Origin of the sequence: Clostridium sp. AM46-21 (assembly GCF_003480025.1) — a bacterium.
GTDB lineage: Bacteria > Bacillota > Clostridia > Lachnospirales > Lachnospiraceae > Coprococcus > Coprococcus ammoniilyticus.
In genome coordinates, this window is the sequence record NZ_QUIB01000001.1 from 157454 (window position 1) to 182369 (window position 24916).

The 24916-nt window shown below is 41.0% G+C and carries 17 protein-coding genes and 2 pseudogenes; 16 read left to right on the plus strand and 3 right to left on the minus strand.

All coding sequences use genetic code 11. The annotated features are described in order from the left end of the window. Positions 1-104 precede the first annotated feature (104 nt). Entirely contained in the window at positions 105-338 is a 234-nt protein-coding gene (locus DW959_RS00780) for a hypothetical protein (protein WP_021943757.1), read from the minus strand. Positions 339-486: 148 nt separating this feature from the next. Between DW959_RS00780 and DW959_RS00785 the strand changes: the two genes are divergently transcribed. The 6 genes from DW959_RS00785 (at position 487) to DW959_RS00810 (ending at position 8992) form a co-directional block, all read left to right on the plus strand. Beyond that, positions 487-1140, plus strand: a complete 654-nt coding sequence (locus DW959_RS00785) for an epoxyqueuosine reductase QueH (RefSeq protein ID WP_347475288.1) — start codon at positions 487-489, stop codon at positions 1138-1140. A 165-nt stretch (positions 1141-1305) separates the two neighbouring features. Beyond that, the gene (locus DW959_RS00790) at positions 1306-2379 is read left to right on the plus strand and encodes a carbamoyl phosphate synthase small subunit (protein ID WP_117807642.1); all 1074 of its coding nucleotides are present in this window, start codon (positions 1306-1308) and stop codon (positions 2377-2379) included. Further along, positions 2379-5582, plus strand: coding sequence for a carbamoyl-phosphate synthase large subunit (carB, locus tag DW959_RS00795; RefSeq protein WP_117784906.1), 3204 nt, complete (start codon positions 2379-2381; stop codon positions 5580-5582). The genes DW959_RS00790 and carB overlap by 1 nt, the downstream gene beginning before the upstream one ends. Positions 5583-5662: 80 nt before the next feature. Next, a complete protein-coding gene (locus tag DW959_RS00800; protein WP_117807641.1) occupies positions 5663-7321 on the plus strand; it encodes a putative manganese-dependent inorganic diphosphatase in 1659 nt (552 codons plus the stop codon). 26 nt (positions 7322-7347) lie between these two features. Beyond that, positions 7348-7995: an HAD-IIIA family hydrolase gene (locus DW959_RS00805; protein ID WP_118614953.1), complete on the plus strand. Its 648-nt coding sequence runs from the start codon at positions 7348-7350 to the stop codon at positions 7993-7995. 118 nt (positions 7996-8113) lie between these two features. Beyond that, on the plus strand, positions 8114-8992 hold the full coding sequence (locus tag DW959_RS00810) for a TIGR01212 family radical SAM protein (protein ID WP_117807640.1): 879 nt from the start codon (positions 8114-8116) through the stop codon (positions 8990-8992). Between the two features lie 33 nt (positions 8993-9025). Here the strand turns inward: DW959_RS00810 and DW959_RS00815 are convergent, their stop codons facing one another. Beyond that, complete coding sequence (locus DW959_RS00815) at positions 9026-9418, minus strand: helix-turn-helix transcriptional regulator (protein WP_021943764.1); 393 nt, start codon at positions 9416-9418, stop codon at positions 9026-9028. A 1-nt stretch (position 9419) separates the two neighbouring features. Further along, entirely contained in the window at positions 9420-9836 is a 417-nt protein-coding gene (locus DW959_RS00820) for a helix-turn-helix transcriptional regulator (protein WP_117807639.1), read from the minus strand. A gap of 181 nt (positions 9837-10017) precedes the next feature. Here DW959_RS00820 and thyA point away from each other — a divergent pair. The 10 genes and pseudogenes from thyA to DW959_RS00870 all read left to right on the plus strand — a co-directional run bounded on the left by thyA (position 10018) and on the right by DW959_RS00870 (position 24766). Continuing rightward, a pseudogene (gene thyA, locus DW959_RS00825) lies at positions 10018-10847 on the plus strand (thymidylate synthase). 131 nt (positions 10848-10978) lie between these two features. After that, complete coding sequence (locus DW959_RS00830; protein WP_117807637.1) at positions 10979-12088, plus strand: heavy metal-binding domain-containing protein; 1110 nt, start codon at positions 10979-10981, stop codon at positions 12086-12088. Between the two features lie 2 nt (positions 12089-12090). Next, positions 12091-13113 carry a rhomboid family intramembrane serine protease gene (locus DW959_RS00835; protein WP_117807636.1) on the plus strand — a complete coding sequence of 341 codons (1023 nt, stop codon included), beginning with the start codon at positions 12091-12093 and terminating at the stop codon, positions 13111-13113. A 40-nt stretch (positions 13114-13153) separates the two neighbouring features. Next, on the plus strand, positions 13154-15661 hold the full coding sequence (locus DW959_RS00840) for a hypothetical protein (RefSeq protein ID WP_118614956.1): 2508 nt from the start codon (positions 13154-13156) through the stop codon (positions 15659-15661). Between the two features lie 57 nt (positions 15662-15718). Beyond that, positions 15719-16300 carry a hypothetical protein gene (locus tag DW959_RS14070; protein WP_182430036.1) on the plus strand — a complete coding sequence of 194 codons (582 nt, stop codon included), beginning with the start codon at positions 15719-15721 and terminating at the stop codon, positions 16298-16300. Positions 16301-16314: 14 nt separating this feature from the next. Next, a complete protein-coding gene (locus DW959_RS00850) occupies positions 16315-19260 on the plus strand; it encodes a hypothetical protein (protein ID WP_118614959.1) in 2946 nt (981 codons plus the stop codon). Between the two features lie 226 nt (positions 19261-19486). Further along, positions 19487-20473, plus strand: coding sequence for a rod shape-determining protein (locus DW959_RS00855; RefSeq protein ID WP_021943771.1), 987 nt, complete (start codon positions 19487-19489; stop codon positions 20471-20473). Positions 20474-20490: 17 nt separating this feature from the next. After that, positions 20491-22523 (plus strand): annotated as a pseudogene (locus DW959_RS00860) (YgiQ family radical SAM protein). A gap of 217 nt (positions 22524-22740) precedes the next feature. Continuing rightward, positions 22741-23925, plus strand: coding sequence for an acetyl-CoA C-acetyltransferase (locus tag DW959_RS00865; RefSeq protein WP_008400709.1), 1185 nt, complete (start codon positions 22741-22743; stop codon positions 23923-23925). A 49-nt stretch (positions 23926-23974) separates the two neighbouring features. Further along, entirely contained in the window at positions 23975-24766 is a 792-nt protein-coding gene (locus DW959_RS00870) for an enoyl-CoA hydratase-related protein (RefSeq protein WP_008400710.1), read from the plus strand. The last annotated feature ends 150 nt before the right edge of the window (positions 24767-24916 follow it).

A 24916-nucleotide genomic window follows, 5' to 3' on the forward strand; every position in this document is an offset into this window, starting at 1 on the left:
GCTGCGACATTTAGAGTAATAAAAAAAGCTTATAACAGATCCGGTCTGAAACCCGGACTTCTGATGATAAGCTTCTTTTATGTGGTGTGAAATTAAATACGAAATTATGGCTGAAGAGGAGTCATCTTAAGTCCTTTATACAGTTTGGTATAAAGACTTCTTTCGTCGGAGTAAAGCATGATTCCCCGTGCACCATCTTTAACAATGTAGGCGTATTTATTCTTCTGTACATTCATGTACAAAACTTCCTCCACATTCAGTTCTTTGGCCTTCACTTTAGCAACACTGACACTTACCGGCTGTAATTTATATTTTTTGATTGCCTGTTCAACTGTCATGATAAACACCTCCATCATATAGTATGCCTATGTTTGTTTGAATATAGTATATTGTATAGATAGCACAAAGTCAACTGTTAATAATGCACAAAAAGGCAAAAAAAGGAAAAAACTTCCGTTATTTTTGATAAAAAAGGAGAGATAAATAGTGAAAAATGCAAACTATTATACTATGATGGAAGAAGAATTGAAGAAAATATCGGATTCCGGCAGTAAGAAGAAGCTTCTGCTTCATTGCTGCTGTGCCCCGTGTTCCAGTCATTGCCTGGAAGTTCTGACCGATTATTTTGATATTACTGCTTATTTTTATAATCCAAATATCACAAGTGATGAAGAATACGGGAAACGCTGGAATGAATTAAAACGCTTTGTTCATGAAGTATATCAGGAGAATGGGGTGGAGTCATATCTGGAAGAGCATGAGAGCGAACGGTTTCTTGAAATGGCAAAAGGAATGGAAGAAGAGCCGGAACGCGGGATACGGTGTTATGCCTGTTATAAACTTCGTCTGGATAAAAGTGCCGCGTTTGCAAAAGAACATGGATATGACTATTTCACTACAACCTTGTCGATCAGTCCACATAAAAATGCAGACTGGCTCAATGAAATCGGAGAAGAGCTGGGTGAGCAGTATGGTATAATGTTTTTACATAGTGATTTTAAGAAGAAAAACGGATATAAACGCTCAATCGAGCTTTCAAAGAAATATAATTTATATAGACAGAACTTCTGCGGTTGTGAGTTCAGCAGAAGAGCGTATGAAGCAACAGAAAAAATGAAGCAGGAAGCTGCTCAGAAATAAGTTGACGAATTTCGATGAAAAAGTGTTGTCTAACAATAACAAATGTGTTAGAATTGACAAAACTAGAAAAAAGAGGCAGATGAGGATCTTTGTATGTGTGCACAGATTCTCTGTTCACTCTTTTTTTTTGAGCAAAAATAGAAAAAAGAAGAAAGGAATTGTATTATGAAAGCTTTTTTGATACTTGAAGATGGACATGTATTTGAAGGCACCAGTATTGGAGCAACCGATGAGATCATAAGCGAAATTGTTTTCAATACGTCTATGACAGGTTACTTAGAGGTGTTGACAGACCCATCCTATGCCGGGCAGGCAGTTTGTATGACATATCCGTTGATTGGTAATTATGGTGTATGTCTGGAAGATATGGAGGCTGATAAACCATGGCAGTCAGGATTTATTGTAAGAGAGATTGCGAAGAAGCCAAGTAACTTCAGAAGTGAACAGAGTATTAACCAGTTCCTTATTAATAACAATATAACAGGTATCGAGGGAGTTGATACCAGAGCATTGACAAAGATCCTCAGAAATCAGGGTACAATGAAGGGCATGATCACAACAAATGCTTCTTATGACCTTGAAGATTGTCTGAAGCGGATCAAAGCATGGGAGATGGGACATGTTGTTCTTGATGTTACATGCAAAGAAAAGAAAGTTTATCCGGGAGATGGCTACAAGGTAGCTGTTATCGATCTCGGTGTTAAGAGAAATATTATCAAATCTTTATTAAAGAGAGGCTGTCAGGTTACCGTATATCCTGCTGAGACACCTGCGGAGGAGATCATCGCAGATGCACCGGACGGCATCATGTTAACAAACGGACCTGGAGATCCAAAGGATTGTAAGGTTACAATCAAAGAAGTGAAAAAACTTTTCGATACAGATATTCCTATTTTTGCAATATGTCTTGGACATCAGCTGCTTGCACTTGCAAATGGCGGCGATACCGTAAAGATGAAATACGGTCACAGGGGTGCGAACCATCCTGTAAAAGATTTAAAGACCGGAAAGGTTTATATTTCAACCCAGAATCATGGATATATGGTAAAAGAAGAGAGCCTTGACAGAAAGGTTGCCGAGGTCAGCTTTATCAATGTAAATGATGGTACAGTAGAAGGTGTTCATTACCTTGGTAAGAATGCACAGACCGTACAGTTCCATCCGGAAGCATGTGCCGGTCCTCTTGATACAGACTTCTTGTTTGATGTATTTATGAATATGATGGAGGTGTCTAAGTAATGCCAAAGAATCCGAATATTAAAAAAGTTGTTGTAATTGGCTCCGGTCCTATCGTAATCGGACAGGCTGCAGAATTTGACTATGCCGGTACACAGGCTTGTCGTTCATTAAAAGAAGAAGGTCTTTGCGTTGTTCTGATCAACTCCAATCCGGCTACGATCATGACAGATAAGGATATCGCAGATAAGGTATACATTGAGCCATTAACAGCCGATGTTGTAAAAGCAGTGATCGAGAAAGAAAAACCAGACAGCCTTCTGCCAACACTGGGTGGTCAGGCAGCTTTAAATATCGCAATGGAACTGGAAGAATCCGGTTTCTTAAGAGAACATGATGTTATGTTGATCGGTACATCTTCTTCAACAATCAAAAAAGCAGAGGACAGACTGGAATTCAAGAAAACCATGGAGAAAATCCATGAGCCTGTAGCACCATCTGAGGTTGTTACAACGGTAAAAGCCGGTCTCGAATTTGTTAAGAAGATTGGATATCCGGTTGTACTCCGTCCGGCATACACCCTCGGCGGAAGCGGCGGTGGTATCGCTGAGAATGAAGAGGAGTTTGTCGAGATTCTGATGAATGGTCTGAGACTCAGCCGTGTCGGTCAGGTTCTGGTAGAGCGTTGTATCGCAGGCTGGAAAGAGATCGAATACGAAGTAATGCGTGATGCAAATGGTACCTGTATTACAGTTTGTAATATGGAGAATCTGGATCCGGTCGGTGTCCATACCGGTGACTCTATCGTAGTAGCACCATCCCAGACATTGGGTGATAAAGAGTATCAGATGCTTCGTACATCTGCATTAAATATTATTTCTGAATTAAATATCCGTGGTGGCTGTAACGTACAGTTTGCATTACATCCAACTACATTTGAATATTGTGTAATCGAAGTAAATCCTCGTGTAAGCCGTTCGTCGGCACTTGCATCCAAGGCAACCGGTTATCCGATCGCCAAGGTTTCTGCAAAGATCGCACTTGGTTATAATCTGGATGAGATCAAGAATGCAATTACCAAGAAGACATTTGCAAGCTTTGAGCCTGCACTGGACTATGTTGTTGTTAAGATTCCTAGACTTCCGTTTGATAAGTTCATCAAGGCAGATCATGATCTGACAACACAGATGAAGGCAACCGGTGAGGTTATGAGTATCTGCACAAACTTTGAGGGCGCATTGATGAAAGCAATCCGTTCTCTGGAACAGCATGTAGATGGTCTTCATTCCAGCAGATATAAGAATATGTCTGACAGTGATATCTTAAAGCTTCTGCATCATGTAGATGACAGACGTATCTTTGTTATTGCTGAGGCGCTTCGCCGTGGCATTACACAGGAAGCAATTCACGATATCACAAAGATTGATCTTTGGTTCATTGATAAGATCAACAATCTGGTTGACTATGAACAGGAGATCCGTGATTCCAAGGGAGATATCTCCAAGGAACTGATGAAGGAGATCAAGCGTGTAGAATTCCCGGATAAGGTAATCGCACAGCTTACAGGAAAGACAACAAAAGAGATCAAAGAGCTGCGGTATGGCTATGGTATCCGTGCATCTTTCAAGATGGTTGATACCTGTGCTGCAGAGTTTGAAGCATCTACACCATACTATTATTCCTGCTTCGACGGTGAGAGTGAAGTAGAGGAAGATCATTCCGTAAAGAAGGTTATGGTTCTTGGTTCCGGTCCTATTCGTATCGGACAGGGTATCGAATTCGATTACTGCTCCGTACACAGTACATGGGCATTTGAGAGAAAGGGATACCAGACCATTATCGTAAATAATAATCCTGAGACAGTCAGTACAGATTTTGATATTGCAAATAAGCTGTATTTCGAGCCGCTGACAGCAGAGGATGTAGAAGCAATTGTAGATCTGGAAAGACCGGATGGTGCGGTTGTTCAGTTCGGCGGACAGACAGCGATCAAGCTGACGGAAGCACTGATGGAGATGGGTGTTCCGATCCTTGGTACAAGTGCAGAGAATGTAGATGCCGCTGAGGATAGAGAATTATTCGATGAGATCCTTGAGAAGTGTTGTATCCCAAGACCTGCCGGAAAGACGGTATTTACCAGAGATGAAGCCTTAGAGGCAGCCAATGAACTCGGTTATCCGGTTCTGGTAAGACCTTCTTATGTATTAGGTGGACAGGGAATGCAGATCGCGATCTCTGATAAAGATATTATTGAATTCATGGATATCATCAACAGACATGTTCAGGAGCATCCTGTTCTGGTTGATAAATATATCATGGGTAAGGAAGTAGAAGTAGATGCCGTATGTGATGGAGAAGACATCCTGATCCCTGGTATCATGGAGCATGTAGAGAGAGCCGGAATCCATTCCGGTGACAGTATCTCTGTATATCCTGCACAGACACTTTCACCAAAGATCAAACGTGTAATTGAAGATTATACAAGAAAGCTTGCAAACAGCCTTCATGTAATCGGTCTGATCAATATACAGTTTATCGCATACAATGATGAAGTATATGTAATTGAGGTAAATCCTCGTTCCAGCCGTACTGTTCCATATATCAGCAAGGTTACCGGTATTCCGATCGTAGATCTTGCAACCCGTGTTATCACAGGTGAGAAGATCAAGGATATGGGATATAAGCCGGGACTTCAGCCGGAAGCAGAATACTTTGCGATCAAGATGCCTGTATTCTCATTTGAGAAGATCCGTGGAGCTGAAATCAGTCTGGGACCGGAAATGAAATCAACAGGTGAATGTCTTGGTATCTCCAAGGACTACAACGAAGCCCTTTACAAGGCGTTCCTTGGTGCAGGTGTAAATCTTCCAAAGACAAAGAAGATGATTCTTACAGTTAAGGACGCAGACAAGATGGATGCAGTAGAAATCGGCAGACGTTTTGCGGCTCTTGGTTATGAGATCTTCTCTACAAAGAGCACATGTAGAATCCTGAATGAGAATGGAGTACCTGCTGAACTGATCAACAAAGTAGAGGAACCATCACCAAATCTGTTGGATCTGATCTTAAGTCATGAGATCGATCTGATCATCGATACTCCGTCACAGGGAATTGAACGAAGCAAGGATGGTTTCGTGATCAGACGTCATGCAGTTGAAACCGGTGTTACCTGTCTTACAAGCCTTGATACAGCGAATGCGCTGCTTACAAGTTTGGAGTCATCCGCAAACAGACGATTATCACTGGTTGACATCAGCGAATTATAAGTATAATATGATACAACCTGACAAAACAGGCTGCTGCATTTTGCAGCAGGCTGTTTTGCGTTCTTAATAGGAGGTGGAATATGCATAACATTCCAAGAGATGAGGTATTTGTGATCGGACATAAGAATCCGGATACGGATTCAATTTGTTCAGCGATCGCGTATGCAGATCTTAAGAATCAGTCAGAAAATAAATATATTCCCAAAAGAGCGGGTAATATCAATAAAGAAACAGAATTTGTATTAAATTATTTTGATGTGGAAGTGCCGGAGTTGATCAAAAACGTGGACACCCAATTGAGTGATATTTCTTACCGACTCGTTTCCGGTGTACCGGGTGATACAACAATGAAGAAAGCATTTGAGATCATGCAGAAGAATGATGCAACGACGTTGCCGGTTGTGGAGAATGGAAAGATTCGTGGAATATTAACTGTCGGAGATATTGCAGAAGCTTATATGTTGAATTCGGAGGACGACATTCTGTATAAAGCGAGAACCAGATGCCGTCATATTATTGAAACGATCGATGGTGAGATGGTTTGTGGAAATCCACACAGCTATATCACAAATGGAAAAGTTATCATTGGAGCGGCTCATGTGGAGTTGATGGAGCATTTTATAAAACCGGGTGACCTTGTTATCTTAAGTGACCGGAAGGAATCCCAGCTGATGGCAATTGAAAAGGGAGCAGGTATGCTGATCCTTTGTCTGGTAGATAAGGTAGATGATGATGTAGTAAAACTTGCAGCATTTAAGGGCTGTTCGATCATCATATCACAGAATGATACCTATAAGGTGGCCAGACTGATCGGTCAAAGTATACCGGTAAGATTCTTTATGGTTCGTGATAATATCATGACATTTAATGAGGATGATTCGGTTGAAACGATCAAAAGCGTAATGTCGAAGACGAGAGTCCGTTATTTCCCTGTCGTAGACAAGAGCGGGAATTATCTGGGATTGGTTTCCAGACGTAACTACATCAATGCCAGAAAAAAACAGGTGATCCTGGTCGATCATAATGAACGTACCCAGTCGGTTGATAATATCGACAAGGCAGAGATCCGGGAGATCATCGATCATCACAGAATTGCAAATGTAGAAACACTTGCACCGGTTTATTTCAGAAATCAGCCGGTCGGCTGTACATCTACGATCATATATCAGATGTACAGAGAACAGAATATTATACCGGATAAGAAGATTGCGGGATTGATGTGTGCGGCTATTTTATCAGATACGCTGCTGTTTAAATCGCCGACCTGCACCTGCGAGGATAAGAATGCAGCATATGCTCTTGCACAGCTTGCAGAGATAAATGTGAATGATTTTGCAATGGAAATGTTCGATGCCGGAAGTAATCTGAAGGGAAAGACGATTGATGAGATTCTGCATCAGGATTATAAGAAATTTGAGATTGACGGACGTACCTTTGCGATCGGACAGATCACATCGATCAATACCAGAGAGATTGAACAGATACAGAAGAGTATGTACGAGTATCTGACCGATTATACAGAAAACGGCTGTGATGTATTTTTGTTTGTAATGACAAGCATTTTAGACGATAGTTCCGGAATGCTGGCATTTGGAGATGAGGCAGAGGAGATCTGTTCCCGTGCGTTCCAGACGAAATTTGTAGATCATTATGCATATCTGGAGGGCGTGGTTTCCAGAAAGAAACAGATTGTTCCGGCACTGGTTCGGGCTGTACAGGAACTCGATCAGCCGGAATAGAATAAAGGCAGAAAGGCAGATGTACAATGAAGAAATATCAGGCAGTTATATTTGATTTGGATGGAACACTTTTAAATACATTAGAGGATCTGGCGGACAGTACAAATTATGCACTTCGTCAGATGAATTACCCGGAACGGACAATCGATGAGGTCCGCCGTTTTGTAGGAAATGGTGTAGAAAAGCTGATGGAGCGTGCAGTTCCGACGGGAACTTCAGAAGATGATACATTAAAAGCACTTGCGATATTCAAGGAGCATTATTCAAAGAATATGTTGAATAAGACAGGCCCTTATGAGGGAGTTATCGATGTGCTTAAGGTGTTAAAAGAAAAAGGAATACCGGCAGGGATCGTATCGAACAAATTTGATGCTGCAGTAAAGGGACTGCGGGATCAGTTTTTTGGAGAGTATATTTATACTGCGATTGGGGAGTCTGCAAATGTAGCAAAGAAACCGGCACCGGATACCTGCATCGAAGCAATGAAGGAAATGCAGATCGGACGGGAAGGTACAGTCTATGTAGGAGATTCAGATGTGGATATCATGACCGCGAAGAACAGCGGACTGGAATGTATCTCTGTTACCTGGGGCTTTCGTGATGAAGAATTCCTGTTAGAACATGGTGCTACCCAGATCATCCATAAGCCGGAGGAGCTGCTCGAATTCTTTTAAACAGTAAAGCTGCTGCCTGACTGATAAGGAAGTTGGATGGGCTTATGAATCGGTTTGATATGAAAGATATGCACTATGCAGATGTACATGGCGGATCAATGTATAAGGAATATGTAAGATGAATATATATACAGCGAATCAATATATAAAGGATACCTTCGGGGAGAAATTATACAAGCTGTCATTAAATGCCGGAACCACCTGCCCGAACCGGGATGGAACGGCAGGAATTGGCGGTTGTATTTTTTGCAGTAGTCTAGGATCGGGTGATTTCAGCCCAAAAGCGGATATGGACATAGATCGACAGATTGAACAGGCAAAACAGCTGGTTGCTTCGAAGTTCAAAGGTAAACATTATATTGCATATTTTCAGTCATTTACGAATACATATGGTGATATCGACCGTTTGCGGGATATTTATAGAAAGGCAGCGATGCGGTCAGACATTGCGGTTATTTCAATTGCAACCAGACCGGATTGCCTGGGAAATCAGGTGATCGATATGCTGCGTGATATACAGAGGATTAAGCCGGTGTGGGTAGAACTCGGACTTCAGACGATACATGAGGAAACGGCAAAGTTTATCAATCGCGGATATCCCATTTCGGTATATGACGAGGCGGTAAAAAAACTCAGGAATCTTGGTGTACATGTGATCGTACATATGATACTGGGACTTCCGGGAGAGACGCAGAGAGATATGATCGAAACAGCAGAGTATATAGGAAAGAGCGGTGCACAGGGCATAAAGCTGCAACTACTTCATGTCCTTAAAGGAACAAACCTTGCTGAATTGTATCAGAATGGAGAATGTTCTGTTTTATCGCTGGAAGATTATACAGAATGTGTTGTTTCGTGTCTGAAGGTACTGCCGCCGGATATGGTGATCCACCGTCTGACCGGAGATGGGCCAAAGAAACTATTGATCGCACCGCTTTGGAGCGCAGATAAGAAAAAAGTAATGAATACGATAAATGCAGCAGTCAGGCAGGCATAGCCCGGGAAACTGATTGCTGCATTTTTGTTGTTTCTATATCTGCTGATTGCAGATAGATGCTGCTTCTAAAAAAGTAGAAGCAGCATGTTTGTAGACATCGGAAAGGGAGTTATATCGTTCAAACAATTCAAAAAAGTCCCAGGAAAAGGTGTGCCCGTAGGTAAACAGACGGAACAATTCTTCGTTTTTTAGATTTTCGAAAGAAGCAAGATCAATGCAGACGAGAAAGATCAGAAATTCAATATTGATATGATAGTATACGGCTGTGCGGAAGATCAGCCGGATATCCGGATAACTGCGGCCATGTTCATAATTGGAATAGGAGGAGGGTGTGAGTTTCAGATGCTTTGCTGCTTCCTGAATGGTAAGATGGTTTCCGGTTCTGAGTGCGGTAAGAGCACTTCCTATATTTGTTTTCGTTGTCATATTAGAAGTTCCTTTCATTTGTAGTTTTACTGTCTGAAATACGAAGATCTATATAAGTGTCGATCAGCTTTTGATCGATGGATGACAGACAGGCGATTTTTGCAGATCGTTCATTGCTCTGTGCATCTGTGGGCAGAGCCGGAACGGCAAGGTATGGATTTTCTTCATAAACTGCTTCCGGCATTGCACCGGCCGGAGCATTCTGGACAGCCAGAGTATAGGCAAACAGAAAGTCGTGCTCTAATATCCGGGACAATTCCATGATATGCTGCATGCCGGGGATGATCCTTCCGGTTTCGTAACTGGCATAGCTGGCACGGGATACAGACAGCTGTTTTGCGACCTGTTCCTGAGTCAGATGTTTCTTCTTGCGGAAATACTTTAATAAGTCAGGAAGTGGATTGTTTTCTTTTTTCATATTGGATTCCTTTCATTTGTTTTTTTTCGATCATAACAGAAAAGGTGGCTGCAGGAGTGTTGATGTAATAACTTGTATGGTTTGATGTAATAACTTGCATGTTTCGGGATAAAAAGTTGCGTTTTTAATATTGATACGGTACAATTACAAAAGTTCAGAAGATAAAAATGGAGGTATAAAAATGAGCCGTGCAGATGATATATTTATTTCAATGTGCCGTTCGATCATAGAGAACGGATACAGTACAGAAGGGGAAAAGGTTCGTCCAAAATGGGAGGATGGAACCAGTGCCTATACGATCAAACAGTTTGGTGTTGTGAACCGGTATGATCTTTCAAAAGAATTTCCGGCGATCACACTTCGCAAGACGTATGTGAAATCTGCTATTGATGAACTGCTCTGGATCTGGCAGAAAAAATCAAATAATATCCATGATCTGAAGAGCCATATCTGGGATAGCTGGGCAGATGAAGATGGCTCGATCGGAAAAGCATATGGTTATCAGATGGGAGTAAAACATCAGTATAAAGAGGGTATGATGGATCAGGTGGATCGTCTGATCTATGACCTGAAACATAATCCATACAGCAGACGTATGATAACCAATATGTATGTGCATCAGGATCTTCACGAAATGAATCTGTATCCATGTGCATACAGTATGACCTTTAATGTGACCGGAGACCGCCTGAATGCAATATTGAATCAGCGTTCACAGGACGTACTTGCAGCAAATAACTGGAATGTGGTCCAGTATGCAGTGCTGGTTCATATGATCGCGCAGGTGACAGGCTTCAAACCGGGTGAACTGGTTCATGTGATCGCAGACGCACATATTTATGACCGCCATATTCCGATCGTGAAGGAACTGATCGAGAGAGAAACCTATCCTGCACCGAAATTTAAAATGAATCCGGATGTAAAGGATTTTTATGAGTTCACAGTAGATGATTTTACGATCGAAGATATAAGACCGGACCTCAGGTGAAAAATATTCCAATCGCGATTTAACGGATATTTGTAGTTATTTGAATAAAATTACTAAAAAAAGATTGTATTTTAAGATAAAATTCACAAAAAGTATTTGTCTATTCTAAAAATTTGTGGTACAATTTTCATATATTTTTGGAGGTGCGTTACACATGGAAGATATTATGATTACATCTGGCACAAGTTTTGAAGGATATGAGATCTCAGAATATGGTCCATATAGATTTGTGCAGACAATTTTAAGTTCAAACTTTCTGAAGGAGATTGGTTCATCAATTGCAGATATTGCTACAGATCGAAGCAGCATATATCAGGAGAAGCTGGATGGAGCAATGAATGAAGCAATCAAGTCATTCAAGGAGATGGCTGGCAAGACCAAGTACAATGCAGTTGTAGGTTTCCATACAAATGTAGTAGATTACTCATCTAATATTACATCTGTTGTTGCTGCGGGTACATTGGTTTCTATCAAGAAAGAATATCAGTCCGAATTTGAGAAGAGTGTATTTGTCAGAAAAGAGTTATATGTTAATAACTATTATGACAAGCTTGTTCCAAGAGCTGTAAAGATCGTTCTTGCTTCAGAAGGAAAAGGAACCAGAATATCAGCATGGTTTAATAATTACAATATGGAAGATATCAAAGCAATCAAGGCAGATATTAAATTTACAAATATTTATGGTGATGAGATCACATTGACCGGAGTTGATTTCGTATTTGATAAAACAGGTCAGTCGCTTCTGAAGTCTGATTATATTGAATGTAAGCTTCCGGATAAGTACATAAAGATCATTTCAAGCTCAAAGGTATATATCCAGAAGTATGTAACTTCCCGTGGAGTATATTCCTGCGGAGATGATCCGATCGATGTAGATCTCAGTCCATTAAAGTTCAAAGCCCTTAAGATGAAAAAAGGTCTGGATGCGGTATGTAACTATAAGTCAGACGGACTGGTATGGACCTGTAACTGTGGTCATGTAAATGAGGGCGGAGCAGAAGAATGTGTGATCTGTTCCAGAAAACAGGATGAGATGAAGAACACGGTTTCCTTTAATTATGAGCCTATGATTGAGGAAATGCGTCAGAAAGAATATGTTATGGAGATCAAGGATGTTCTTATGAAGCACATTAAGGACATTGATTCCGGCCTTCGTATGCAGTTGTTGGAAATCATGGAGTCCGGTCTTCAGTATGAGAAGACCCGTGGCAATATGAAGGATACGGTTATTGAAAAGGTAGAGAATCTGTTCCTTGGATTATAAAAATGCAGCAATATGTTCTACAGATAATTGAGCATCTGGAAGAAATGGGATATAAAAAACTGAATCCTGAAAGCAATAACGTATATGGCAGACTGGGAACAGATGCCATATATGTTGTTGTGCTTGGAAGCAGCAGAGATCTGAGGGCAGAAAGCTTACAGAAGTTTAACAGACAGATCATACATGACTTGTCTGCAGACAGTGATAAAAGAATCGAACTGCTTAATATATTACTGACACCGAATGGATTGTTTGATGATTCTGTAAATGAGATTGTTTCAAAGATGAGCAATGTCTGGCTGTTCAGTGAAGACTATGGCAAACTGTATGTGTTTGAAAATCAGCCAATGGATTTTGATGGCTTGCAGCCGGTGCTTGACAAACAGATCCTGCAGGAAAAGGGCAGGAATCTTTCAAGGATCCGTAAAACGTTTGGTGTAATAACACCGATATTGATATTAATCAATATTATTATTTTTGTGATATCTGTATATACAAGAGATGCAGCGGGAAATTCTTGGCTGGAGGAATTGCTTGCGGATAATTTGTATGACGTAATCGTAGAAAAGCAATATTATCGAATCATAACATCCATATTTTATCATTTTTCTCTGATTCATCTATTCAGCAACATGGTTGTTCTGGTTGCGCTGGGAGCGAGAGTTGAGAATCTGATGGGACGGATTGGTTTTCTGATTTCATATTTGTTTTGCGGGATCACCGCTTCAATATGTTCGTTGATCAGCTGTTATCTGGGAAATTATTATACATATGCAGGTGGCGCATCCGGGGCAATCTGTGGATTGATGGGAGTGCTGATCGTATTTGCATTTTTTAATAAAGGACATATTTCAGGAATTTCGTTAAAAGATCTTTTGTTTTTATCCGTGCTCACAATATTAAATGGATATGTTTCAGATGGAATTGATAATGCAGCGCATGTAGGCGGCCTTATCGCTGGACTTTTAGTTGGTATAATTGCGATCCTGATCCATAAGGCTGTTGTAAAAGATAAACCTATGTGATAAAATTAAGAGATGAAAAAATTGTTAGGAGTATGGTTTGATGGGTACTGGAATAAGTATGTCAAGTGTGAATAAAATTAAAGAACTGGCTGAAAGCAGAGACTATAGTCTTGCTTTGGATATACTTGAACATCAGGATTTGACCAAGTCCCTTTCGCCACAGTTTATTAAGATCTGTGGTGAAGTTTATTATGAAAACGGGCGGTATCAGGAAGCCCGTGCTGCTCTTGTAAAAGCACATTCCATGGCACCTGTAGGGAATAAGATCATATATTCTCTGATCCGGGTATATTTATCCATGGGCTTTTATTCACTGGCAAATACCTATTATGAAATATATAAATTTAATCAAAATGAAAAAGATGCGGGTACATACAGGATCGAATATATGCTTGCGAAAGCAGAAAGAAAACCATACAAGGAATTGTATGGTATTCTGATATCGGCAAATGAAAAAGAAACAAGTGATATCTGGGATTTTGAGATGCTTTTATTGTATAAAGCAATGGGAAATGAAGAAAAATTCCAGTCGGAAGCCGAGATGTTCTGTGCAACTTATAAAGGTTCATCTTATATTGACAAGGTGAATCAGTTAAGAGAGAAATTATATGATGTTGATAAAGCCATCTATTGTTATCCTGAAACGGAAGCAATGGATGACGATATCGCGCAGCAGGATGTCCGTCTGATGGAAGAGAAAGTATTAGAAGCAGATGATTTGAGAATCCATCCGAAAGATCCAAAGATCACATTGATGGTTGAGGATCGGGAACCAGTTACGAATTCTATGAAGTTTAAACAGATGCTTCTGAAGTCGAAAGAAAAGAAAGAATCCAAGAAGTTACAGAAACAGGAAAAAAAAGCGGAACAGCAGAAAGAACAGACAGATCAGGAAGTATTGGATACTCCGGAGAATTCTGATCAGGAAGAGAATACCGGAAAGAAAAAGTGGTTCCTTAAGAACCGGATGTCAAAGAAAGAAGAAGAGGCAATTGAGGAAGCATTTGCGGAGCAGGAGAACTCAGAAGTAGACCGTGATCAGCTTCTTGGCGAGATTGTAAATCCGGAATCTGATGAAACTGTCGCTGAGAATGGCATGGAAGCTGAAGCAGAACCGGTTGCTGATCCTACAGGGGATGAGAAGAAGCCGAGAAGTCTGGATGAATTATCAGAGGATTCATTTGAAGATGGCGTTGACGATTTTGATTTTGATAACGAAGAATATGATTCTGTATTGATGGTAGATGTGGATGATGCAATCATGCCGGAACCATCGAATGAACATACAGAAGAGATTCTCGAAGAAGCTCCGGAAGAGATTATATCTGAAGATATAACTGACGCTTCAGATGTTGAGGAACCTGAGAATGTTGAATCGGAAGAACCTGAAAAATCTGAAACCGATGAGCAACAGATTGAGAAGAAATCAGAATATACGGAATCTGTTGAAGATCATGAGATTACTGAGGCGGAGACAAAAGATGCTAAAGGACCTGAGACATCAGAATCGAATGAAGAAGATGCCGATAGTGCTGAGACGCCAGGGCCGGCCGGGGAAGATGATGATTCTGTTGTTATAGAGGAAGTAGAAGAAACTGAGAAATCTGAGCTTGAAGAAACAGCAGAAACCGCTGAGCCTGCAGAAGATGCTGAAAAGGCAGAGATGCTGGAGGAAAATCAGGAACTGGAGTTAGAATCAACGGATACAATGGAGAAAACAACTTCTGATGATCCGTTTGATATAGATATAGCGATTCAGTCGCTTGATGAATATACATTTGACGCAGATACCTGGGAAGATGATTCATTTGAACAGGCATATGAGGATGATGATATTGTGGAGATCGAAGCAGCAACCGGATCTGACACAAAAGTGGAAGTCGAAACAGAGAATGAAGCTGAAGAGGAAGTAGAAATCGAGCCGGAAGTGGAGGTTAGGGCTGATTCCGAGCCTGGATCAGAATTAGAAGTCGAAGCTGAGGCTGATTCTGAGAAAGAATCTGAGAGTAAGACGGAAGCTGAGAAGGATGTTGAAATTGATTCTGAAGCTGTGGTTGAAATGGATTTAGAGGCCGAGGTCAATCCGGAATCTGAAACGGAACAAGAACCAGAATACGGGATTGAATCGGAGAAAACGGCACATAGACGGGACTTTCCGATATTTCGTTCAAGTCTGTTTCCGGATTATAACAGCGACAAACCTCCAGTTGTAGAGTTGATGAAAGAAACGGTTGATATGAAGGCTGAATATGACAGAAAAATGTCAGATAATCTGGAAAAAGAAGAACAGCTTATTAATCAGGCAGATGAATTACTGGCAAGACTTGGTATAGAGCTTGGAACCAAATATGCATCAAATACAGACTACTTCAATATGCATAGTGATAGTTTTGTTAACCTGATTGAAGATGAAACAGACGTCGAAAACGCGGATCTGTCATCTGATGAGAAGGGGATATCGGAACAAGAAGATAACAGAAAAGAACAGCTTGAGCACCTAGATAAAAAACGGGAGAAGAAATACAAGCTTAAGAGGAATGACAAATAATTAGATTAATATATAAATATTATTTTTTATTTGATAATGTGGAAGGAGGCGTACAAATTGGCTGTAGATCAAACAGAAGCTATGATTGCTGCGATAAAGGCACAGCTTGAAAAAGAAAGAGCCGCTGAAGCTGCAAAGCAGAAGAGACTGGAAGAAGAGCAGGCACTGAAAAATCTGAGCAGTAATAAAAAGAAGTCTTCAGATAGTGGAAGCAAGAGCCAATATAAGACTTTGTCTGCTGAAGAACTTGCGCGTATTGAGGAGAAGAAACGACGTAAGAGAGAAGAAGCATTGGGTATTGTTCATGAGGATAAGCCTGAAGAGACAGAGAACAACGAAGCAGAAACTAATAAGCCAGATACAAATAAAGAGGCAGAGGGTGAAGCAAAAGAAGCAAAGACAGAGGATAAGAATGACAAGCAGGAAATGCCGAAGATCAGTCTTAACCTTGGTGGTATTGCCGATGAAGGCCTTGGCGGCCTTGGCGGCGGTTTAGGAAGCGGACTGGGAGAGGGTCTCGGTGGCGGCCTTGGCAGCGGTTTAGGAAGCGGACTTGGTGGCGGACTTGGCAGTGCACCTTCAGAAGGCGGATTGTCCGGAAAAACAGAGGACGCAGGCAGTGGCTTGGTGCTTCATTAAATATTAAAGGTAAGGTGGATGATTCCCTTTCACCTAGTAAAGTTGGTGAAACAGAGAAACAGACACTTACAGATGATTCTGTACGTTTTGATGAGGATGATATGTCTTCTGTTGCTGCAGATGATGCAGAATGGACACCAGGAAAGAATGTTGAGGTAAAAGAAGTAAAGACACCAAAGGGTAATGATAAAAATGGCGACTTGTTCAGTATTTTACCTGACAGAAACAAAAACGCATCTGATGTTTCGTCCATGTATGATATAGATGATGATGACGATGATGATGATTTCCTTGGTGCCGGCATTAAGAATCTGTCAAATATAGATGAGACAAGTGAAGAAGAAGCAGCACGGATCAAGGCAGAAGAGGAAGCTAGGAAGAAAGCAGAAGAGGAAGCTAAGAAGAAGGCAGAAGAGGAAGCTAAGAAGAAAGCAGAGGAAGAAGCCAAGCGTAAAGCTGCAGAAGAAGAAAACCGTAAGAAAGTAGAGGAAGCCCGCAAGAAAGCTGCTGTAGAAAAAGCAAAGATCGAGGCTGAAACAAAGAAGAAGCAGGCAATCGAACTGGCTGAACGGAAAGCACAGGACGCAAAGAATGTTGTTGAGACCGCTCAGAAGACCATTGCAGATTCAGAGAAAGAAGAAAAAGAATTAAAACTTCAACTGGAAGAATGTGCAAAGAAGAAGGCTGCTTATGATGACAAGGTAAAGGCTGAATTTGATGCAAAGAAGAAGGCAGATGAAGAACTCCTTGCAAAAGAAGATGCAGAGCTGGATTCAAAGGTAACTTCGATCAAGAAAGAGATTGAGGATACAAACAAAAAGGCACAGAATGAGTCTGATAAGGTATTGAAGGAATGCGATCCTGAAACCATTAAGACAAAGATCATCAATGATGCGCAGGCTGTTGCAGATGCAGCGATCAAGAAGCTGGCAGATGCAAAGAAGGCAAATATCGAGAAGCATGAAGCTGAATATGCGAAAGCATGTAAAGATGCTGAAACATCATCAACCAAGCTTGAGGAAGATAAGAAGAAAGCAATTGAAGCTGCTAAGAAGAAGAAAGAAAAGCAGAATGACAAAGCTAAGAAGCTGATGGATGATGCAGAACAGAACAAGCAGCGCGCTGGCGTTATCTTTACAGATTCAAAGAAAGCAGAAGAAGAGGCAGCATCGAATCTTAAGAATACAACTGAGATGGAATCTGAGTCATTGAAGGCGCTTGCAGGACTTGAAAATAAACTTGCTGAAAGTGAGACCAAGTTAAAGACTGCAATGAACAATAATGATTCTGCAGCAAAAGCAATAGATACAGCAAAGAAAGCTTTAAAGGATGCAGAAGCAAAAGAAGCAGAAGCATTAAAGAAACTGGAGGAGGCAAGATCTGCAAAGGCAGCGGCTGAAACCAGAATTTCCAAGGGCGAGGCTGATAAGAAGAAGCATCAGTCTGAAATTGATACGCTTAATGAAGAGAAGAAGACTACAAATGCAGATATTGCAGAAACAAAGAAGAATGTAGAATCCTTCAAGGCTGCAAAGGCAGAGGCACAGCAGGCTTTGGATGCTGCAAAGAAGTCGGTAGTTGAAGCGGAAGATCTGCTTTCAAAGGCTGAAAATGCAGAGGAAGAAGCTGAACAGATTCTGGAAAAGGCTAAGATCGAAGAAGAAGTTGAGATCCAGAATGCCGAAAAGACTGCAGCAGATGGTAAAGATAATCTGGAAAAAGAAAAGAAAGCCAGAGATGATGCGCATGAGAAATTCCTTGCAGATGAGGAAGAAAAATATGCAACAGGAGAGGCTGCAGAACTTGAAAAGGTTCAGTCTGCTGCAATGACGGCAGAAAAAGAAGCTGCTGATTCCCGGAAGAAGGCAGAAGAAGCTGCAAAGAAGTTGCTGGATGCTGCAAAGAAGAAAGAAGAAGAATTAAAGAAGAAGATTGCGGATCTTAAGACGGAACAGGCAGAACGTATTGTAGCTAGAAAAGCTGCAGATGAAGAAGCAGTTAAGAAAGCAGAAGAAAAGAAGAAACGTGATCTTGATTCTCTGTTAAAAGAAGAAATCAGTACAAAGAAGCAGTTAGAAGAAGTTACAAGCAGAGCTGCAGCGGCAGCAAAAGTGCTTGAAAAAGCAGTTAAGAAGGAAGAGGAAGCAAGAAAACAGGCGGAACTCTTGAAAGCCGGAAAACTGGATGAAGCTGCAAAGATTGATGTTTCATTAGAAGCAACAGATGAAGCTGCTGTAGAAGCAGAACAGAGTGAGATCAATCAGGAAATGAAGAAAGCATTACCTGCAGAAGCAAAATATCTGTATAAATATCTGTGTGTAAATCCTGCGGGAGCACAGATTGTAAATGTTCTTCAGGCTATGAAGGTTGATCCAAAGAGGTCAAAGAACCTGGTAATCCTTGGATTACATGGATTTGGTTCTGCCAAAATCGGAGAAGATTTTGCAGAGTGCTATTATGACCTTGGCTTCTGTACATCTCCTGCAAAGGCAAAGGTAAAGGCAAAAGTAATCAACAGTGGTAAACTTGCAGGTGCAGTTACAAAACTGAAGGGTGGCTGCCTGATCGTTGAGAGTGCCGGATTGATCACACCGGAGCGTTTCAAAGAAATGGTTGATCTTTGTTCCACAGAAAAGAATGATGTAAAAGTTATTCTTACCGGTGAAAAAGTTGCACTCAGCAAGATGCTTGCAGATAATATGACACAGGCGAGAAGTTTCAATAACAGAGTATATTTCGATCAGATCAAGGAAGAAGATTTGATCGTCATTGCCAAAGAATATATCATTGAAAAAGGTTATAAGTATGAAGATGGTATTGATGGCAATATTAAAAATGTACTTATGGCAATGGAATCTGGTAATATTGACAGATTATTGACAGCTATCGATGAAGCAATCGAACGTGCAGATGCAAGAAATGCAGAAGCAAAGAAAGTTATGAAGACGGATATAAAATAAGAAAGAAAAATAGCAGTCGTATGATTGTATTTTCCAGCTTATATTTTGGTTGAAAAAAATGGTGCCAATGTTTATAATATTTATTATTGTAAACTTGGCACTTTTTTGTGCGGTGATGAGGCAAGATTTGTATTTAAAGTAGATTTTGACAACTGCCGCGATAACTTTAGAAACAAACAAAAATTTGTTTCTTATAGTTGTTAACTTTAAGGAGATATAAGATAGTATGGATATTGGAGTAGATTTGGGAACCTCAAATGTGCTGGTATATGTTAAAGGTCGTGGAGTAGTCATCAACCAGCCATCTGTTGTAGCATATGAAAAAAACTCAAAGCGCATTATTGCGATTGGAAATAAAGCGAAGAAGATGATCGGAAAGACACCGGAGTCAATCGAGGTCGTAAGACCGCTTGTAAAGGGAGTTGTTTCAGATTATACCGTTACAGAGCGAATGTTAAAAGTATTTATCCGTAGCGCGATGGAGAAACGGACCGGAGTTGGCAGACCGAAAATCTGTGTCTGCGTTCCGAGTGGGGTAACGGAGGTTGAACGAAGAGCGGTCGAGGATGCGGTCTACAGGACGGGTGCAAAAAGTGTCTATGTTATGGAAGAACCGCTTGCGGCAGCAATCGGTGCTGCTGTTGATATTGAAGAAGCGAAAGGAAATATGGTCGTAGATATCGGAGGAGGTACAACGGATATTGCGGTTATATCACTTGGTGGAGCAGTTGAAAGTCAGTCGATCAAAGCAGCGGGTGATGATTACAATGCATCGATGATCCGTTATATCAGAAGAAAGTATAATCTTCTGATCGGAGAACAGACTGCGGAGAAAGCAAAGATAGCGGTAGGATCGGTCTATGAGAGGCCGGAGGACATCACCTATGTTGTAAAGGGAAGAGATCTGATCAAGGGACTTCCAAAGGCGATCACGATCACCGCAAATGAGACAATAGAAGCATTTGCAGATACAACTTCTCATATTTTGACGGCAATTCATGGGGTACTTGAGACGGCTCCGCCGGAGCTGGTCGCGGATATATCGGTAAATGGAATTGTTCTGACCGGTGGTGGCAGCCTGATGTATGGAATGGATAAACTGATCAAGGAAAAAACGGGAATTGATACGTATGTTTCGGATAAAGCGTTAGAAGCAGTTGCACTTGGTGCCGGTATGTCGGTTGATATTGCAGCAAGAAAAGAAGAAGCATAGAAAGCAGAGAAAAGAAAATGACAAATACACATAATTTTCTGCCGGTGAATAAAAAAGATATGATAGAAAGAGGATGGGAACAGCCGGACTTTGTGTTTATTACCGGAGACGCTTATGTGGACCATCCTTCTTTTGGTCCGGCAATTATCAGCAGAGTTTTGGAAGCACATGGATATAAGATCTGTATGATTCCACAGCCGGATTGGAAAGATGATAAGAGTATAGATGTATTCGGCAGACCAAGACTTGGTTTTCTGGTTTCCGGTGGCAATATGGATTCTATGGTCAATCATTATACTGTTTCAAAAAAACACAGAAGTATGGATTCCTATTCTCCCGGTGGAAAGATGGGGCTGAGACCGGATTATGCAACAGTGTATATTGCAATCTGATCCGTAGAACGTATAAGGATGTTCCGATCATTATTGGTGGGATTGAAGCAAGTCTCAGAAGACTTGCACACTATGATTACTGGTCGAACAAATTAAAGCATTCAATTCTGATCGATTCACAGGCAGATCTGATTTCCTATGGCATGGGCGAACACAGCATGGTTGAGATTGCAGATGCGTTAGACAGCGGAATAGATGTCAGGGATATCACATTTATCAGAGGCACAGTCTACAAGACAAAAGATCTGTCCGGTGTAGAAACTCCGGTGATCCTGCCTGATTATGCAGCACTTCAGGAAGATCGTTTAAAATATGCAGAAAGCTTTTATACACAGTATATCAATACAGATCCATATTCCGGAAAAGTGCTGGTGGAAGGATATGGCAACCGGGGATATGTTGTTCAGAATCCTGCGGCATATCCACTCACGCAGATGGAGATGGATGACGTATATGGGTATGATTACATGAACACCTATCATCCAATGTATGAAAAGGATGGGGGAATCCCGGCTATAGCAGAGGTGAAGTTCAGTCTGGCAAGCAACCGTGGATGCTTTGGCGGATGCAACTTCTGTGCACTAACTTTTCATCAGGGCAGGATTGTTCAGACCAGAAGCCATGAATCAATCATTGAAGAAGCAAAGCACATGACGAAAGATCCGGAGTTTAAAGGATATATTCATGATGTTGGAGGACCTACAGCGAATTTCAGACATCCGTCTTGTGAAAAACAGATGAAATATGGTGTGTGTCAGAATAAACAATGTCTGTTTCCAAAACCATGTCAGAACCTGAATGCCAGTCATAAAGATTATGTTGAACTGCTCCGTAAATTAAGACAGATACCCGGTGTGAAGAAGGTATTTGTAAGATCCGGTATACGATTTGATTATCTGCTTGCAGATCATGATGATACCTTTTTACGGGAGCTTTGCCAGTATCATGTCAGTGGACAGTTAAGAGTTGCACCGGAGCATATCTCAGATAATGTTCTGAAGTACATGGGAAAACCATCCAATCAGGTATATGAGACATTTATAAAAAAATATGAGAAAATCAATGAACAGTATGGGTTGAAACAATATGCAGTACCGTATCTGATGTCATCACATCCGGGTTCTACTTTAAAAGATGCAGTCGCGCTGGCAGAATACATCCGTGATATCGGATATATGCCGGAGCAGGTACAGGACTTTTATCCAACACCATCGACAATCTCGACCTGTATGTATTACACAGGGGTAGACCCGCGAACGATGGAACCGGTATATGTGGCGAGAGATCCACATGAAAAGGCAATGCAGCGTGCACTGATCCAGTACAGAAGACCGGAGAATTATGATCTGGTAAAAGAAGCTCTGATAAAGGCGGGGCGGACAGATCTGATCGGATTCGAAAAGCATTGTCTGATAACTCCAAGAAAGATGGATAGGAATACTTCGGGACATAAAGATGTCCATAAAAAGAATCCGTCAGGACAGGCAACACGGAATCAGAATAACAAGAACAGTAATCATAGAAAACAGGATAAATCCGGTAAAAATTCAGGAAGTTATAAATTCGGGCAGGATAACAGAAACAGCAGAACCGGAAAACCTGCAGGACAAAATGATAAAAAATATCAAAAACAGAAAACAGGAAAGAAAAAACACTGATATTTTATATAAAATTAAGAAAATAACCAGAAATGAAAAAATAATGATTTCTAATGCGTGCATTTCATTTTTGGTTGCGTGGTACTTTCTTTTGTGCTAGAATGTAGCCAGAAAGTGTGCTGTTATGTCAATAATGGTCATTATTGTGCCATTTACAGCATGAATGTACCATGATATAACACTTACATTATAAAAAAATACGGAGGATTTCATTATTATGGCAAAGAAAATTGTATTAGCAGGCGCATGCCGTACAGCTATCGGTACTATGGGCGGATCATTAAGTACAACACCAGCTCCAGTACTTGGTTCAATCGTTATCAAGGAAGCTTTAAACAGAGCAGGAGTTCCTGCAGATCAGGTAGATCATGTATATATGGGTTGTGTAATCCAGGCAGGTCTTGGACAGAATGTTGCACGTCAGGCATCAATCAAAGCTGGTCTTCCAATTGAGACAACTGCTGTTACAGTTAACGTTGTTTGTGGTTCAGGTCTGAACTGTGTAAATATGGCTGCTCAGATGATCGAAGCAGGAGATGCTGATATCGTTGTAGCAGGTGGTATGGAAAACATGTCAATGGCTCCATATGCTGTAATGCAGGGACGTTTCGGATACAGAATGAATGATGGTAAACTTGTAGATACAATGGTACATGATGCTCTTTGGGATGCATTCAATGATTACCATATGATCAAGACTGCTGATAACATCTGTGAGCAGTGGGGACTTACTCGTGAAGAACTTGATGAGTTTGCAGCAAAGAGCCAGCAGAAGGCTGTAGCAGCTCAGGAGTCAGGTGCATTTGACGCAGAGATCGTTCCAGTTATGGTTAAGAAGAAAAAAGAGATGGTTGAGTTCAAGAAGGATGAGGGACCAAGACCTGGTACAACAGTTGAGACACTTTCAAGACTCAGAACTATCAATCCAAATGGTTTCGTAACAGCAGGTAATGCTTCAGGTATCAATGATGGTGCAGCAGCTATCGTTGTTATGAGCGAAGAAAAGGCTAAAGAACTTGGTGTTAAGCCAATGGCTACATGGGTAGCAGGTGCTCTTGGTGGTGTTGATCCATCTATCATGGGTATCGGACCAGTTGCTTCAACAAAGAAGGTAATGGCTAAGACAGGTCTTAAGATCGAAGATTTCGATATCATCGAAGCAAACGAAGCATTTGCAGCTCAGTCAGTTGCAGTAGCTAAGGATCTTGGATTTGATGTTGACAAGCAGGTTAACCCAAATGGTGGTGCAATCGCACTTGGACATCCAGTAGGAGCTTCAGGATGCCGTATCCTTGTTACACTTCTTCATGAGATGCAGGCAAAGGGTGCTAAGACAGGTCTTGCTACACTTTGTATCGGCGGTGGTATGGGCTGCTCAACAGTTGTTAAGATCGAAGACTAATCCGGTCGGCTGAAAAACCATATTACATTTCTATATAAGGAGATAAACGATGGAATTTGTAACATATGAACAGGACGGATTTGTTGGTGTTATCACTATTAATCGTCCAAAGGCATTAAACGCATTAAACAGCACAGTTCTTGAAGAACTGGATGCAACATTCAAAGCTGTTGACCTGAATACAACAAGATGTCTTGTACTTACCGGTGCAGGAGAGAAATCATTTGTAGCAGGTGCAGATATCGGAGAGATGTCAACACTTACAAAGGCTGAAGGCGAAGCTTTCGGTAAAAAGGGTAATGACGTATTCCGAATGATCGAGACATTCCCAATCCCTGTAATCGCAGCCGTAAATGGATTTGCACTTGGTGGTGGATGTGAGATCTCCATGAGCTGTGATATCAGAATCTGTTCTGAGAACGCAGTATTTGGTCAGCCTGAAGTTGGCCTTGGAATCACACCTGGATTTGGTGGAACCCAGAGACTTGCCCGTCTTGTAGGTGCAGGAATGGCAAAGCAGCTGATCTACACAGCAAGAAATATCAAAGCTGATGAAGCATACAGAATCGGTCTTGTAAATGCTGTATATCCATTAGAGGAGTTATTACCGGCAGCTAAGAAGATGGCTTCTATCATTGCAGCAAATGCTCCGATTGCAGTTCGTAACTGTAAGAAAGCAATCAATGATGGATTACAGGTTGATATGGATCAGGCAATCGTTGTAGAAGAGAAATTATTCGGCGATTGCTTCGAGACAGAGGATCAGAAGGCAGGAATGGGCAACTTCCTTGAGAAAGATAAGGAAAAGAAATTAAAGGTTGTTCCTTTCCAGAATAAATAAATCAACAATCTTGATATTGACGTTTAGGGTGGTTATTTTGAAATCGAAATCAACCATCCTAAATGTTTGATATACCAAAGTGAGCATGTCAAACGAAACGTATATGAATTTCTCATGTTTGCTTAAAAATAATTTTTAGGAGGATATTAA

Coding starts and splice junctions, on each gene's coding strand:
- DW959_RS00800 (WP_117807641.1), top strand. CDS start 5,663: ATGCATAACATTCCAAGAGATGAGGTATTTGTGATCGGACATAAGAAT.
- DW959_RS00805 (WP_118614953.1), top strand. CDS start 7,348: ATGAAGAAATATCAGGCAGTTATATTTGATTTGGATGGAACACTTTTA.
- DW959_RS00870 (WP_008400710.1), top strand. CDS start 23,975: ATGGAATTTGTAACATATGAACAGGACGGATTTGTTGGTGTTATCACT.
- DW959_RS00790 (WP_117807642.1), top strand. CDS start 1,306: ATGAAAGCTTTTTTGATACTTGAAGATGGACATGTATTTGAAGGCACC.
- DW959_RS00810 (WP_117807640.1), top strand. CDS start 8,114: ATGAATATATATACAGCGAATCAATATATAAAGGATACCTTCGGGGAG.
- DW959_RS00780 (WP_021943757.1), bottom strand. CDS start 338: ATGACAGTTGAACAGGCAATCAAAAAATATAAATTACAGCCGGTAAGT.
- DW959_RS00815 (WP_021943764.1), bottom strand. CDS start 9,418: ATGACAACGAAAACAAATATAGGAAGTGCTCTTACCGCACTCAGAACC.
- DW959_RS00835 (WP_117807636.1), top strand. CDS start 12,091: ATGCAGCAATATGTTCTACAGATAATTGAGCATCTGGAAGAAATGGGA.
- DW959_RS00840 (WP_118614956.1), top strand. CDS start 13,154: ATGGGTACTGGAATAAGTATGTCAAGTGTGAATAAAATTAAAGAACTG.
- DW959_RS00855 (WP_021943771.1), top strand. CDS start 19,487: ATGGATATTGGAGTAGATTTGGGAACCTCAAATGTGCTGGTATATGTT.
- carB (WP_117784906.1), top strand. CDS start 2,379: ATGCCAAAGAATCCGAATATTAAAAAAGTTGTTGTAATTGGCTCCGGT.
- DW959_RS00865 (WP_008400709.1), top strand. CDS start 22,741: ATGGCAAAGAAAATTGTATTAGCAGGCGCATGCCGTACAGCTATCGGT.
- DW959_RS00830 (WP_117807637.1), top strand. CDS start 10,979: ATGGAAGATATTATGATTACATCTGGCACAAGTTTTGAAGGATATGAG.
- DW959_RS00820 (WP_117807639.1), bottom strand. CDS start 9,836: ATGAAAAAAGAAAACAATCCACTTCCTGACTTATTAAAGTATTTCCGC.